The sequence below is a fragment of the Pelagibacterium sp. genome, from assembly GCF_965249125.1.
GTDB lineage: Bacteria > Pseudomonadota > Alphaproteobacteria > Rhizobiales > Devosiaceae > Pelagibacterium.
In genome coordinates this window covers 717,566-732,533 of the sequence record NZ_OZ252217.1, presented here as the reverse complement: position 1 = coordinate 732,533, position 14,968 = coordinate 717,566, and the positions used below count along the sequence as shown (strand labels likewise).

Sequence of the window (14,968 nt, the reverse complement as noted above, 5' to 3'; positions counted from 1 at the left end):
CACCTCCCTTCCACGATGCCATGAAAAAGACCCTGCATGCGGCTTTGGCGCTCCGCATACAGGGTCAAGGGGCAGGCCTCACTCCTGCAGGACCGTGTCTAGCGCATCAAAACATGACTGTAAAGATCATATTTTTAGTTCTGCGAAATTTTTCGATGCCGACAGCAATTCGTATGGGAAGCTAGTTCAGTTCCAGGCCCAGCATCTCGATGCCGAGACGCGAGCGCATGGCGCGGCGCTTGTCGGTGAGATCGGCGATGGTGTAGGAGCGCAGAACGGCAAAGAACGCTTCGAGCGCTTCGTGCAGGGCGGCATTGAGTTCGCATCCGCCGACCAGCGGGCAACTGGTTTCCCCGCCTTCAAAACATTCCGCCAGCGCGAAATTTTCTTCGGTCAGGGAAATGACGTCGAGCAGGGTGATTTCGGCGGCAGGACGCGCAAGACGGACACCACCATGCCGGCCCCTCACTGTCTCCAGAATGTCGTTTTCAACAAGCGGCTTGATGAGCTTGAACAGGAACAACTCGGAAATCCCGTAAGCCTTGGCGATGTCAGCCACCCGCGAAAGATCGGGTGCATTGATGGCACAATACATCAGCGTCCGAACTGCATAGCTCGTCTGGCGGGTCAGTCTCATCGGTCATGCCCTGTCTTTAAAGGCGCGAAAGCGCCGGGGGAATCTCTATATTACGCACACTATCGCGTCATGCGGAGCGTTCAAAGATTATAACAATTCTAAACTATGTCAAGAAAAGCTGACTGCACATTTCATGTTTTGAGGCCGCATCGCGCCCCTTCCCTTTTCCGCTGTCATGACTAGGATCGCGCCGAAACGATACGGAGGCTCCCTTGGCACGCAAGATCATCATCGACACCGACCCCGGCCAGGACGATGCCGTCGCGATCCTTCTGGCACTGGCCAGTCCCGAAGAGGTCGAGACCTTGGGCATCGTCGCCGTGGCGGGCAATGTGGGTCTCGCCCAGAATGCCAAGAATGCCCTCAAGGTGGTCGAACTCTCCGGCCGGCGCGACGTTCCGGTCTATGCCGGATGTCCCCGTCCGATGATGCGCGAACTGGTGACCGCCGAGCACGTCCACGGCCAGACCGGCCTCGATGGCCCGGACCTGCCCGAACCCAAGCTGCGCCTCGAAAGCCAACACGGGGTCGATTTCATCATTGATACGATCCGGCGCGAGCCGGAAAAGACAGTGACCCTGTGCGCGCTCGGCCCGCTGACCAACCTCGCCATGGCGCTGGTCAAGGCGCCCGACATCGCGCCGCGCATCCAAGAGATCGTGCTGATGGGCGGCGCCTATTTCGAGGTCGGCAACATAACCCCGGCTGCCGAATTCAATATCTTCGTCGATCCCGAAGCGGCCCAGACCGTACTCAAATGCGGCGCGCCGATAACCATGATGCCGCTCGACGTCACCCACCAGATGATCGGCACTCCCGAGCGGATTGCGGCCTTCAGGACTATCGGCAACCGCTCCGGCGATGCGGTGGCCGCCATGCTGGGCTTTTCCGAGCGGTTCGATCTGGAAAAATACGGCTGGCCCGGTGCCCCGCTCCACGACCCGTGCGTCACCGCCTATATGATCGCGCCGGAGATTTTCAAAGGCCGGCTTTGCAATGTCGAAATCGAATGCGCCAGCCCTCTGACGCGCGGCATGACCGTTGCCGATTACTGGCACGTCACCGACCGCCCGCGCAACGCGACCTTCATTCGGTTCGGCGATGCCGATGCGTTCTACGCGCTTCTCGTCGACCGGATCGCACGCCTGCCTTAAGGAGAAGATTGATGTCCCGTTTCGTCACCACCCAATGGCTCGCCGATCATCTCGACGATCCCGAGTTCCAGGTGATCGACGCGTCCTGGCACATGCCCAATTCCGGACGCAACGCACATGCCGAATATGTCGCCGGGCACATCCCCGGCGCGATCTTTTTCGATCTCGACAAGAACGCCGACACAGCTTCCGGCCTGCCCCACATGCTGCCCGACGCGGAAACCTTCTCGGCGATGGCGGGAGCGCTGGGCATTGCCTCGGACAAAACGCTGGTCGTTTACGACGAGGCGGGACTGTTTTCAGCCCCGCGCGCCTGGTGGACATTCACCGTAATGGGCGCCCGTGACATCAAGATTCTTAAAGGCGGCGGGCCAAAATGGCGGGCCGAAAACCGCCCCCTCGAAACCGGGGATTCGGTCGCGCCACCCGCGGCATTTGACGCAAAACTCGACAGCGGCGCAATTGCGCGCTTCGAGACGGTTCTGGCCGCCAGCCAGGCAGGCGACCAGATACTCGACGCCCGTGGCGCGGCCCGCTTTACCGGAGAGACGCCCGAACCGCGCGCCGGTCTCAAATCGGGCCATATCCCATCGAGCCGCAACCTGCCCTTCGATACGCTGATTGCCGATGGCGCGCTCAAGCCCGAGGCCGAGCTGGAACAAGCCATCCGCGCCGCGGGCATCGATCCGGCAAAGCCGGTCATTACCTCGTGTGGCTCAGGCGTAACCGCCGCGGTCCTTGCACTGGCGCTCGACACCATCGGCGCCAAAAAGGTCGCGCTCTATGACGGCTCCTGGACCGAATGGGGTGGACGCGACGACGCGCCGGTGCAAACCGGCCCGGCGCGATAATATTATCAGGCCGCCGTGGAAGTGGTCTGCGATACCCGGTTGCGCCCCGATCGTTTTGAGAGATAGAGCGCATTGTCAGCCTTGCGGATCAGCGTGTCGAGGCTCAAACCTGGCTTTTCAGCCACGGCCACCCCCGCACTGACCGTGCAGGTCACCGGTCGATCGTCCATGGGGTGAACCATGCGACCCATTATGCTCCTGATGCGTTCGGCCAGCGCCAGCGCATGGGTGGGCGAGCTTTGGGGCAGCACCAGAACGAATTCCTCGCCGCCCAGCCGCACGGCAATATCGTCCCCGCGGCAGTTTTCCTCAATCATGCGCGCAAAGCTGCGCAATACCGTATCGCCGAACGTATGACCGTGCCGATCGTTGATCCCCTTGAAATCATCGAGGTCGAAAACGATAAGCCCGGTCCCCTCTGGCACATGGCCATCGGGAAATCGCTCGAAAAGCGCCCGCCGGTTGCTCAGCCCGGTCAGCGGATCGATCAACGACGCATCGCGATGCCTGCGGCTGATGCGCTCCTGATGCACGGTGACGAACAACCCGCCAATCCCGGTCAGTGCGATCACCGAAACCATCAAATTGAGCGCTTCGGCCCAGTTGTCGGGCACTTTTCCGTCGAGATAAAGCGGCGTTTCGGCGGCCAGGACGATCACGCAAAGCAGGAAGGAAAGCGCCAGCATCGCGTGCAGCGCAGCAATGGCGGTGATTGGTCCGGGAGATTCCGCCCGCGCCGTCCAATACCGATAGCCACAGACACCCAGGAGCAACGCGCTCATCAGATTGATGAAAACAAAGCTCAGTCCGTCAAATCCAAAAGCGCTACTCACGACAATCGGTGCGGCGCCGACGACAACCAGAGCCGCCACCGGTCCACCGGCAAACCGCCCGGTGCTGAACTGGGTAAAGCCCCCATAGCTGATCGCAAAGGCCGATGTCAGCAATACTCCCGCCAGCGTCGAATGCAGCACGTTCACGGTGCTGTGGAAAACCGAAAAGACCACGATCGCCGCGATGATGATGGCGATGCACATCGCCCAGGTGAGAAGGAATGTCGACGTGCGTTCACGCAACCACGAACTCATCAGCGTGAAACAAAGCGCAATCCCCGCTGCGCCTGATGCCATCAGAAGCGAATTGTAGTCGAAACCCATGGTGCCGGCGAATCTGGTTTGCGTCGGAACCAACCCTAACATCGGGCAAGTTGAGGGCGGAACTCAACTTGGCGGACTGGTGTCCAAACGGTTATCACCGGGCGCCTAGTTTTTACCGTTTGGTCGAGAAAAGCGACACACAGTTGTCGTTTTCGCTTTTGAATCGCGCCGCTTTCTGGTTTCTTGCCCGCATGGGTAGCTGGCTATCGGCAGATGGTTGGCTGCAAAAGGCCCAGAAAGAACGAACAAGGGGTAACCCCGGACAGAATGGCGCAAATTCTGGAGATCACGGACCTCCACAAGTCCTTTGGCAGCCTCGAAGTTCTCAAGGGCGTTTCGCTTGATGCCAAGGGCGGCGACGTTGTCTCGCTCATTGGCTCGTCGGGTTCGGGAAAATCCACGCTTTTACGCTGCATCAACATGCTCGAAATCCCCAATCAGGGCGACGTCACGATCGATGGCGAACACGTGTCGCTTTCGGCCGAGGGCCCGCACCGGCACCCCACCGATGCTTCTCAACTGCGTCGCATCCGCTCCAAACTCGGCATGGTGTTCCAGTCCTTCAATCTCTGGTCGCACATGACGATCCTCGAAAACGTCATGGAAGCACCGATTCTGGTTCAGAAGCGCGACAAGGACGAAGTGCGCGAACAGGCGCTCGCCCTGCTCGACAAGGTCGGGATTGCCGCCAAGGCCGGCGCCTTTCCCGCCCAACTCTCGGGTGGGCAACAACAGCGCGCCGCCATCGCGCGCGCGCTCTGCATCAATCCCACCCTGATGCTGTTTGACGAGCCCACATCGGCGCTCGATCCCGAACTCGAAGTCGAAGTTCTGGGGGTCATCAAGATGCTGGCCGACGAGGGCCGCACGATGATCCTTGTCACGCACGACATGAAATTTGCACGCGAAGTCTCCGACAAGGTCGTTTTCCTCCATCTGGGCAGGATCGAGGAACAGGGCACTGTCGATGAAGTCTTCGGCGCCACAAAATCCGACCGGCTGCGCCAGTTCCTGAGCGCCGCCGGTCACGCCTGACCGGGGCGGCAACCATCATGCAAAAAGGGACCCGGTCGCTTCACCAACCAACAGAGGGAACTCGAAAATGAAAAAGGTGATACTCGCCGCTGCCGCCCTGGCAGTACTGACCTCCGCCGCCAACGCACAGGAAACCCTGCGGATTGGCACCGAGGGTGCATACGCGCCCTGGAATTTCGTCAACGACGCTGGAGAACTGGCCGGATTTGAAATCGATCTGGGCAACGCCATTTGTGAACACACAGGTATGACCTGTGAATTCGTGCAGAGCGAATGGGACCCCATCATCCCCAACCTGGTGGCCGGCAACTACGACGTCATCATGGCTGGCATGTCGATCACCGACGAGCGGCTGGAGACCATCAATTTCACCCAGGATTATTTCCCGCCCGATCCGTCCAACTACATCGCCGCAACCGGCGCGGGCATCGATATCGAAAACCCCTCGGGCCTGCGCATCGGCGTTCAGGGCAATACCATCCAGGCAGCCTATGCCGAGGAAAACTTTGCCGCCGACAACACCATCGTCTCGTTCGCAACCTTCGACCAGTCGATCGCCGACCTTGCCGCGGGCAACGTCGATGTGGTCCTCGCTGACGGCTCCTCGCTCGATCCGGTCGTTGCCAATTCGGGCGGCGCGCTTGAAATGTTCGGCCCGGACGTCATGGTCGGCGGCGGCGTCGGTGGCGGCGTACGCAAGGAAGACACCGACCTGCTCGCAACGCTCGACGAAGCGCTCACGGCGCTCAAGGCCGACGGCACCGTCGATGCCCTGATCGCCGAATGGTTCGACGGCGCCGGTCCGTTCTACACCGAATAATCGCAAACCTTTGTCCGGCGGGCGTCCAACCGGGTCGCTCGCCGGGCATCGCACGCAAGGGGCACGCGCGTGGACGCTGACGGCTTCTGGCTTTTCGATCTGGTGAGCTCCGACATCGCCTTCTGGATCGGTTACCTCACAAACGGCAAGCACCTGAGCTGGTACGCAAGTTTCCGCTTCACCATCATGGCTGCCGTCTTCGGCGGCTGCCTTGCGCTTGTCTTCGGGCTTTTGGGCGCCATGGCAAAGGCCTCGCGCTTTGCCCCGCTGCGGGCCATCGGCACGATCTATGTCAGCATGGTGCGCGGCATTCCCGACGTGCTGTTCTTCCTGTTCTTTCCGCTGGCGTTCGAGCAGGGCGTGGAATGGCTCTGGGCCATGCAAATCTGCACCCCCGACGCCATTGCCGCCACACAGGCCAACTGGCCGCCTTGCCGCGAAGCGAACTGGCTGCTCTCGACCAATGAATATCTGATCCTGGCCTGCGTATCGCTGGGCATCATCTTTGGAGCCTTTACCGCCAATGTCATCCACGGCGCCATGCGCGCCGTGCCGCGTGGCCAGCTCGAAGCCGCCCGAGCCTATGGCATGAGCGACTTCCAGGTTCTGACCCGCATCCATATCCGCCAGATGTGGGTTTATGCGTTGCCCGGCCTGTCCAATGTCTGGCTGCTTCTCATCAAGGCCACGTCGCTGCTTTCCCTGCTCCAGATCGCCGATATCGTGTGGTGGGCCGGGCAATTGGGCTCGCCCAACTTCCTGCCCCAGGCCGGCCTCGTCCATGGCGACTGGCGGTGGGCCTATTTCATCGCGCTCTTTGTCTTCTACATCCTCGTCACGCTGCTTTCCGAAAAGGGCTTTTCGAGGCTCACGGCCTGGGCGCGGCGCGGCATGCCGGTGGAGGGCTAAACGATGGGCCTGATCGAAACGCTGCTAGCCGAGATTCCGCTCTATGCCGAACCGGCGCTGTTCAACATCTATTTTGCGATTGCCTCACTGCCCATCGGCTTTGTCTTTGCCGTGCTGCTTGCGCTTGGAAAGAACTCGAAAAACCCGATCGTCCGGCGCCTGTGCTCGGCCTATATCTATGCCTTTCGCGGCTCACCGCTGTTTATCCAGTTCTTCATGTTCTATTCCATCATGCTGGCGCTCAACCCGGTCTGGTGGCGCCCGTGGGGCATTTCATGGTTGATGATGAACCCGCTGTTCATCGGCCCCCTTGCGCTGGTGATGAACACCGCCGCCTATAGCGCCGAAATCATCTATGGCGCCCTGCGCACGGTCCCCCGCGGTGAACTCGAAGCTGCGCGCGCTTTCGGAATGACCCCCTTTCAGGTGTTCAGGACAGTCACATGGCCCAACACCATCCGCATCGCCTGGCCCGCCTACACAAATGAAGTCGTGTTCCTTTTCCACTCAACGGCGCTGGTCTATTTTACCCTGCCGGTCATCAACGCCCAGCGCGATATCCTCAACACCGCCCAGAACCTTTTTGAGCGCGACTTCAACGCCTTCCTCCATTTTTCCGTCGCGGCGCTCTGGTTTCTGGCCATCACCATGATAATTTTCTTCGTTTTCGGGCGTGCTTATGAGCGCATGATGCGTCACATGCCCAAAGAGCGCACGACCTCCCGCCCGCGCCTGCGTTTCGGCCCCAAATATATCCGGTAGTTCCTTATGGCCTTTGACAGTATCACACACACCATCGATGCCGACGCCCCCGGCACGACAAGCGAGTTGACGCTCTTTAAGATCGGCCCAGCCGAGGCAGAGACCAAAATCTACATGCAGGCTGCGCTCCACGCCGACGAACAACCCGGCATCATGGCGCTGCACCACCTATTACCGCTTCTCAAGTCCGCCGACGAAAAAGGTGAACTGAGCGCCCGCTTTACAATCTTTCCCATGGTCAACCCGCTCGGCATGGGCCAGCGCCTGTTCGAGGGCCATGTGGGCCGTTACGATTTCCGCACCGGCACCAATTTCAATCGCCGTTGGCCGGATCTCTTTGCCGCCGTCGATACCGATGTCGCGCCGAAACTCACCAATGATGCCGCCGCCAATGTCGCGATAGTCCGCCAGGCGGTGCGCGACTGGCTCGATGCCCAGCATCCGACAACGGCCATGCAGAAGCTGCGGCATCTGGTGATGATCGAAGCCTATGACGCCGATTACGTCCTCGACCTCCATTGCGATAACGAGGCGCTGGTCCATCTGTTCGTCACCCCCGATTCCATGGCGGAACTGGGCGAATTGGCCGATCATATGGGCTCGGTTGCCCAATTGACGGCCGAAGATTCAGGTGGTGGCTCGTTCGATGAAGTCTGGCCCTCGCTCTGGACGCGGCTGCGCCGGGCCCATCCCACTAAACCCATCCCCTTTTCCGCCCGCGCCGCAACGCTGGAGTATCGCGGGCAGCCCGATGTGTTCGATACCATCGGCAAGGACGATGCCGCCCGGCTCTATGGCTTTTTTCAGGCCAAGGGCTTTGTCGCCGGCACCCCGCCAAAGGTCGAGCCAGCCCCAGCCCCTACCCCTTTGAGCGCCACCGAAATGCTGCGCGTCGAGAGGGCCGGGCTTCTCGCCTACCGCGTCGAACTGGGCGATCAGGTCGAAAAGGGCCAGCCCATTGCCGACCTCATCGCCCTTGCCGGTCCCGGCGCCTTTGTCGAACGCACGCCGATCCTCGCGGGCACCTCGGGCCGGGTCATATCCCGCAACGTCTCAAAATTCGTCGTGCCGGGCAATTCCATCGCCAAGATCGTCGGAACAGAGCCACTGGCCAGCCGACAGGGCTACCTCTTGGAGGACTGATCGCGCACCGGAACGTAAACGAAGCGCGGCATTTCGATCTTGAAGACGATGGCCAGTGTTCTGAGTGTAAAGCCCACAACCATTGCGGCGATGGTCATCACCTCCACAGGCATTCCGGCCTGTAGCCCGAAAAAGAAAACGCAGGCGGTTATCGCCGATACGGTCGCGTAGAGTTCGCCGGAAAACAGCAGGGGCACGTCGTTGCACAAGACGTCACGCAACACACCGCCTACGCAGCCCGTAATGATGCCCGCAACGATGACGATCAGCACCGGTTGACCCATTTCCATGGCGACCATGCAGCCCGAGATTGTGAACACCACGAGCCCTACAGCGTCGAGCAAGAGAAAAATCAGCTTGAGCCGTTCCATGATCCGCGCCACAGCGATGGTGAACAGGGCCGCCGCCGTCGTGACCAGCAGATAGGCCGGCTGTTCGACCCACAACAGCGGATAATGGCCGAGCAGGAGATCGCGCGCCGTGCCCCCGCCCAGCGCCGTTACGCAGCCGAGCACGCATACCCCGAACCAGTCCATGTTGCGCCGCCCGGCCGCCAATGCGGCCGACATCGATTCAGCGGCCAGTGCGATGACGAAGATCGTGTGCAGCAACATATGGCCCTCCTTGTGCGTCGCCGCCGACCATGGCCGCTAACGCCTTGGACGTAAAGCGCGATTGCACCTGGTCACGCTTTACAGCTATCGTTGCCCGGCGAGCGTGGGAATCTCAGGAGTCTGCCTATGGCGATCAAGGCCGCGATCTATCATCTCACGCATTACAAATACGATCGGCCCGTCACCCTCGGCCCGCAGATCATCCGGCTCCAGCCCGCCCCCCACTCGCGCACCAAGGTGCTCAGCCATTCGCTAAAAGTCAGTCCTTCCAATCACTTCGTCAATATTCAGCAGGACCCCTACGGCAATTTCCAGGCGCGCTACGTCTTTCCCGAACCGGTGACCGAGCTCAAGATCGAGGTCGATCTGGTCGCGGACATGACGGTTTATAATCCGTTCGATTTCTTCGTCGAGCCAGAGGCCGAGACCTGGCCGTTTGCTTATCCCGACGCCATCGCGCCCGACCTGGAGATTTACAGAAAGCCCGACCCGAGCTTTGGGCCGCTGTTTACCGATCTGCTAGCATCGATCGACAGGACGCCCAGGAACACGGTCGATTTCGTGGTCGAACTCAACGCGCGGCTGCAGCGCGAGATCGGTTATATTGTCCGGCTCGAACCGGGCGTGCAAACACCCGAGGAAACGCTGGAAAAGGCCAAGGGAAGCTGCCGCGACACCGGGTGGCTGCTCGTTAACGTATTGAGAAGTTTGGGTTTTGCGGCCCGGTTCGTCTCGGGATACCTCATCCAGTTAAAGCCCGATTTAAAGGCGCTGGACGGTCCATCGGGGACCGAAAACGACTTCACCGACCTCCATGCCTGGTGTGAAGTGTACCTGCCGGGGGCCGGGTGGGTGGGGCTCGATCCGACCTCGGGATTGCTGACCGGGGAGAGCCATATTCCGCTTGCCGCCACGCCCCATTACGCCAATGCGGCTCCGATTTCGGGGATGGCGAGCTTTGCAAATGTCGAATTCGATTTCGACATGACGGTCACCCGCGTGGCCGAGCATCCTCGCATAACCAAGCCATTTTCGGACACCGATTGGGTGGAGTTGTGCTCTCGGGGACGCGAAATTGACGAACATTTGGCCAACAATGACGTTCGGTTGACGATGGGGGGCGAACCCACCTTCGTGTCGATCGACGATTTCGAATCCGGGGAGTGGAATGCCGATGCTGTCGGCCCCACCAAGCGCGAAAAAGCCGATATTCTGATCCGGCGACTGCAGCAGCGTTTCGCGCCCGGCGGGTTCCTCCATTACGGGCAGGGCAAATGGTATCCGGGCGAAACATTGCCGCGCTGGACCTTCTCACTCTATTGGCGCAGGGACGGCGAACCGGTCTGGAAAAATCCCGACCTGATCGCGCGCGAGACATCGGACAAGATGCCGGGCCCCGACGAGGCCAGGGCGTACCTGACCGAATTTGCGGCGGCGCTGGGCCTGGATGGTTCGACCATCCAGCCGGCCTTCGAGGATCCCGCCGACTGGATCCTCAAGGAAGGCAATCTTCCCGATAATGTCGATCCCACCAATCCCAAACTCAAAGACCCCGAAGAGCGCCTGCGCATGACGCGGGTCTTTGAGCGCGGGCTGACCGAGGCGACGGGCTATGTGCTGCCGGTCCAGAAATGGAACGCCCCGGCGCAAGCCTCGCGCTGGCTGACCGAGATGTGGAAGACGCGGCGCGGCAAGCTGTTTCTGGTCGCCGGAGATTCACCCGTGGGCTACCGCCTGCCGCTGGGAACGCTGCCCCATATTCCCGACAGCGCTTATCCCCATGTGGTGGCCGAAGACCCCACGATCCCGCGTCAGCCGCTGCCCCCGCGCGACGCGCTGCCGGTAGCCAGCATGGTCGCTGACGACGTGATCGCCCAGCCCCGGATCGAGCAGGAGTTGTCCGATATCGAAGGCCGGGTCCGCACGGCGCTTTCCGTGGAGCCGCGCGATGGGCGGCTGACCGTCTTCATGCCGCCCACCGAAAGGCTCGAAGATTATCTCGAACTGATCGCCGCTGCCGAGACGGCTGCGGAAAAGCTGGGCTTGCCCGTCCATATTGAGGGCTATGCGCCGCCGTCGGACCCGCGCCTCAATGTGATCCGCGTTGCACCCGATCCCGGCGTCATCGAGGTCAATGTCCATCCGGCGGCCAATTGGGACGAGTGCGTCTCGATCACCGAAGCTGTCTATGACGAAGCGCGGCTCTCCCGGCTGGGCGCCGACAAATTCATGATCGACGGCAAGCATACGGGCACCGGGGGCGGCAATCACGTGGTTGTCGGCGGCGCGACGCCCAATGACAGCCCCTTCCTGCGCCGTCCCGACCTGCTCAAATCGCTGATCCTGCACTGGCAGCGCCACCCATCGTTGTCCTATCTGTTTTCCGGGCTGTTCATCGGCCCGACTTCGCAGGCTCCGCGCTTTGACGAGGCGCGGCACGACAGCCTTTACGAGCTTGAGATCGCTATGGCGCAGGTGCCCGCCCCCGGCGAGGGCGATGCGCCCGCGCCCTGGCTGGTCGACCGGCTGTTCAGAAACCTTCTGGTCGATGTGACCGGCAACACGCACCGCTCGGAAATCTGTATCGACAAGCTCTATTCCCCCGACGGCCCGACCGGCCGGTTGGGGCTTGTCGAGTTCCGCGGCTTCGAGATGCCGCCCAATGCAAGGATGAGCCTTGCCCAGCAATTGCTGATCCGCGCGCTGATCGTGCGGTTCTGGAAGACCCCGGCCAAGGGCAGACTGGTGCGCTGGGGCACAAGGCTGCACGACAGGTTCATGCTGCCCCATTACGTCTGGGCCGATTTTCTCGATGTGCTCGATGATCTTCGCCAGCACGGCTATGATTTGAAACCCGAATGGTTCGAAGCCCAGCTCGAATTCCGCTTCCCATTCTGCGGCGAGGTGAGCGCCGCCGGCCACACACTCGAAATCCGCCAGGCGCTCGAGCCCTGGCATGTGATGGGGGAAACCGGCGCTATTGGCGGCACGGTGCGTTATGTGGATTCCTCGCTCGAACGGTTGCAGGTCAAGCTGACCGGCCCCGAGCCCGAGCGCTATTCGGTGGCCTGCAACCGCCGGCCGGTCCCCCTGACTGTGACCGAGCTTTCGGGAATGGCTGTGGCCGGGGTGCGCTACAAGGCATGGCAGCCCGCCTCCGGGTTGCATCCGGCGCTGCCGGTCAACGCCCCGCTGGTGTTCGATGTTTATGACAACTGGACGGGACGGGCCGTTGGCGGCTGCACCTATCACGTGGCCCATCCGGCCGGCCGGAACTACGAGACCTTTCCTGTGAATGCCAACGAGGCCGAAGCGAGACGGCTTGCGCGATTCATACCCAATGGACATAGTGCCGGTTCTTACGATTTGCCGACCGAAGCGCCCACGCCCGAGTTCCCTCTGACGCTGGACCTGAGGCGACCTCACCAGTGGCTTTAGATGACTGCTTCCGAAAAGCGTGCCAGGGCACCAAAAATGCCTGACCTGATCGGCGCCTATCGCCCGATCTCGGGCGTGCCAGACGAAATGGTCGCGCCCGACGGCACGGTCAAGCCCGGGTGGCTCAAATTCATGTCGGCGCTCGACGCGCTGGGGGCCGAGGAACTGACCAACCGCTTCCAGCACGCCGACCAGTATCTGCGCGACGCCGGCGTTTTCTATCGCATGTATGACGGGCTCGAACAGGGCGAACGCGACTGGCCGCTGGCCCATATTCCGCTTCTGATCGCCGAAGATGAATGGCGCGGGATCGAAGCCGGTCTCGCCCAGCGCGCCGACCTGCTCGAAACGGTGATCGCCGATATCTATGGCGAAAACACCCTGGTGCGCGAGGGCCTGCTGCCGCCCGAACTGATCGCCGGAAATCCCGAATTCTTGCGGCCCATGGTGGGCATAGCGCCCATGAGCGGTCATCACCTCCATTTCTGCGCCTTCGAGCTGGGCCGGGGCCCGGACGGGCGCTGGTGGGTGCTCGGCGACAGGACACAGGCGCCCTCGGGCGCCGGTTTCGCGCTGGAAAACCGCGTGGCAACCACCCGTGCGCTTGCCGATATCTATGCCGATCTCAACGTCCACCGGCTGGCCGGGTTTTTCCGCGACTTCCGCAATTCGCTGACCGACATGGGCGGCAACGGATCGGGGCGCGTGGCGATCCTCACCCCCGGCCCACTCAATGAAACCTATTTCGAACACGCCTATATCGCGCGCTATCTGGGGTTCCTGCTGGTGCAGGGCGAGGACCTTGTGGTCGTCGATGGCGAGGTCATGGTGCGCACCGTTTCCGGGCTCAAGCCGGTTTCCGTTCTCTGGCGCCGGCTCGATGGCGATTTTACCGACCCGCTGGAGTTGCGCCAGGACAGCCAGATCGGAACGCCCGGTCTTGCCGAGGCGGTGCGGCGGGGCACCGTCGGGTTCGTCAATTCGCTTGGGGCGGGAATTCTGGAAACCCGCGCGCTGGGCGCCTTCCTTCCAGCCATCGCCAGATCGCGGCTCGGCACCGATCTTGCCTTGCCCAATATCGCCACGTGGTGGTGCGGCGGCGAGGAGGCGCGGGCCTATGTGCGCGACAATTTCGGTGCCCTTCTGGTCGGCCCGGCGCTCTCTACCCTGCTTTCCATCGACGATGACGGCGGCACCGCGGCGATTGCCGATCTCGATCCCGAGGCCCGCAAAGAGCTTCTGGCAAAGATCGAAGCCGATCCCAAGGCGTTCGCGGCGCAGGAAGCTGTCAAACTCTCGACCGCTCCTGTCTATGTCGGCGGCGCGCTCGAACCGCGCCCCATAACGCTGCGCGTTTATGCGGCGCGCACGGACAATGGCTGGTCGATCATGCCGGGGGGCTTTGCCCGCGTCGGCTATGCGCTCGACACCGCCGCCATCGCCATGCAACGCGGCGGGCAGGCCGCCGATGTGTGGGTGGTGAGCGAAAGCGAAGTCGAGCAGGTAACGCTGCTTGCCCAGTCCAACACGACAATCGAACGCAACCCTTCGGGCAGTCTACCCTCGCGCGCCGGAGACAATCTGATCTGGCTGGGACGCTATGCCGAACGCTGCGAAGCGAGCGTGCGCATCCTGCGGGCCTACCATCTGCGCCTTGCCGAACTGGGCCGCGAGGACAATCCGCTTCTCATCGCCACCCGCGACTATCTCGAACCCCTCGGCATCGACGCCACCGAAGCGGTTCCGGCGGGGCTTCTGGCCATAGTCGACGGCGCGGTGCGCTCGGCGAGCCAGATCCGCGACCGGTTTTCGCCCGATGGCTGGCTGGCGCTGACCGATCTGCAAAAAACCGCGCGCCGGTTCGCCCGGACCATCAAGCCCGGCGACGACGCCACCCGCGCCATGACGGTGCTGCTGCGCAAGCTGGCCGGCTTTTCCGGTCTCGTGCATGAAAACATGTACCGCTTTGCCGGATGGCGCTTTCTCGAAATCGGGCGCCGGCTCGAACGCGGCATCCAGATCGCCGAAATCGCCACCTGGCTGTGCGCGCCCGACGCCCCCGAAGGGGCCACCGAAATGCTGCTCGAAATCGGCGACAGCGTCATGACCCATCGCCGCCGTTACGGCTATGGCTATGGCAATCTGGGGGCCGTCGAACTGCTGATTTCCGATCCGCTCAACCCGCGTTCGGTGATGTTCCAATTGACCGAACTGCTCGAACAGCTCAAGGAGCTGCCGGGCGGCCATGTCGACGGCCAGCTTTCCGCCGCCGCCAAGGCAGCGCTGAAACTTCAGACAGACCTGGCGGTGATCGACGCCGCAGAGGTCAACCCCGAGATGCTTGTGAGGGTCGGCAACGGGCTGGCCAATATCTCCAATTTGATCTCGGAGATGTACTTCTGATGCTTGACGTTGGCGCACACACCTCCCCAACCGTCATCCCGGCCC

Annotated in this window: 12 protein-coding genes; 9 read left to right on the top strand and 3 right to left on the bottom strand. The window is 61.7% G+C overall.

Going from position 1 to position 14,968, the window contains the following annotated elements; translation table 11 throughout:
* Positions 1 to 181: 181 nt before the first annotated feature.
* Positions 182 to 637: an iron-responsive transcriptional regulator RirA gene (rirA, locus tag ACP148_RS03640; RefSeq protein ID WP_421951234.1), complete on the bottom strand. Its 456-nt coding sequence runs from the start codon at positions 635 to 637 to the stop codon at positions 182 to 184.
* A gap of 212 nt (positions 638 to 849) precedes the next feature.
* Here rirA and ACP148_RS03635 point away from each other — a divergent pair, with 212 nt between their 5' ends.
* Together ACP148_RS03635 and sseA are read left to right on the top strand one after the other, a co-directional pair.
* Positions 850 to 1,791: a nucleoside hydrolase gene (locus ACP148_RS03635; protein WP_421951233.1), complete on the top strand. Its 942-nt coding sequence runs from the start codon at positions 850 to 852 to the stop codon at positions 1,789 to 1,791.
* 11 nt (positions 1,792 to 1,802) lie between these two features.
* The gene (gene sseA / locus ACP148_RS03630; protein ID WP_421951232.1) at positions 1,803 to 2,642 is read left to right on the top strand and encodes a 3-mercaptopyruvate sulfurtransferase; all 840 of its coding nucleotides are present in this window, start codon (positions 1,803 to 1,805) and stop codon (positions 2,640 to 2,642) included.
* Between the two features lie 5 nt (positions 2,643 to 2,647).
* On the opposite strand, the gene ACP148_RS03625 is transcribed toward sseA, so the two are convergent.
* Positions 2,648 to 3,799, bottom strand: a complete 1,152-nt coding sequence (locus tag ACP148_RS03625) for a GGDEF domain-containing protein (RefSeq protein ID WP_421951231.1) — start codon at positions 3,797 to 3,799, stop codon at positions 2,648 to 2,650.
* Between the two features lie 267 nt (positions 3,800 to 4,066).
* Between ACP148_RS03625 and ACP148_RS03620 the strand changes: the two genes are divergently transcribed.
* The 5 genes from ACP148_RS03620 to ACP148_RS03600 all read left to right on the top strand — a co-directional run bounded on the left by ACP148_RS03620 (position 4,067) and on the right by ACP148_RS03600 (position 8,468).
* Positions 4,067 to 4,834 (top strand): ABC transporter ATP-binding protein, encoded by a 768-nt coding sequence (locus tag ACP148_RS03620; RefSeq protein ID WP_425033127.1) that lies wholly within the window; start codon positions 4,067 to 4,069, stop codon positions 4,832 to 4,834.
* Between the two features lie 67 nt (positions 4,835 to 4,901).
* The gene (locus ACP148_RS03615; RefSeq protein ID WP_421951230.1) at positions 4,902 to 5,654 is read left to right on the top strand and encodes a transporter substrate-binding domain-containing protein; all 753 of its coding nucleotides are present in this window, start codon (positions 4,902 to 4,904) and stop codon (positions 5,652 to 5,654) included.
* 69 nt (positions 5,655 to 5,723) lie between these two features.
* A complete protein-coding gene (locus tag ACP148_RS03610) occupies positions 5,724 to 6,563 on the top strand; it encodes an ABC transporter permease (protein ID WP_421951229.1) in 840 nt (279 codons plus the stop codon).
* Positions 6,564 to 6,566: 3 nt separating this feature from the next.
* Positions 6,567 to 7,325 (top strand): ABC transporter permease, encoded by a 759-nt coding sequence (locus ACP148_RS03605; protein ID WP_421951228.1) that lies wholly within the window; start codon positions 6,567 to 6,569, stop codon positions 7,323 to 7,325.
* Between the two features lie 6 nt (positions 7,326 to 7,331).
* Positions 7,332 to 8,468 carry a M14 family zinc carboxypeptidase gene (locus tag ACP148_RS03600; protein WP_421951227.1) on the top strand — a complete coding sequence of 379 codons (1,137 nt, stop codon included), beginning with the start codon at positions 7,332 to 7,334 and terminating at the stop codon, positions 8,466 to 8,468.
* Here ACP148_RS03600 and ACP148_RS03595 read toward each other — a convergent pair.
* The gene (locus ACP148_RS03595; RefSeq protein WP_421951226.1) at positions 8,450 to 9,082 is read right to left on the bottom strand and encodes a trimeric intracellular cation channel family protein; all 633 of its coding nucleotides are present in this window, start codon (positions 9,080 to 9,082) and stop codon (positions 8,450 to 8,452) included. The genes ACP148_RS03600 and ACP148_RS03595 overlap by 19 nt on opposite strands.
* A 126-nt stretch (positions 9,083 to 9,208) precedes the next feature.
* Here ACP148_RS03595 and ACP148_RS03590 point away from each other — a divergent pair, with 126 nt between their 5' ends.
* Positions 9,209 to 12,520 (top strand): DUF2126 domain-containing protein, encoded by a 3,312-nt coding sequence (locus ACP148_RS03590; protein WP_421951225.1) that lies wholly within the window; start codon positions 9,209 to 9,211, stop codon positions 12,518 to 12,520.
* On the top strand, positions 12,521 to 14,923 hold the full coding sequence (locus ACP148_RS03585; protein ID WP_421951224.1) for a circularly permuted type 2 ATP-grasp protein: 2,403 nt from the start codon (positions 12,521 to 12,523) through the stop codon (positions 14,921 to 14,923).
* Positions 14,924 to 14,968 lie beyond the last annotated feature (45 nt).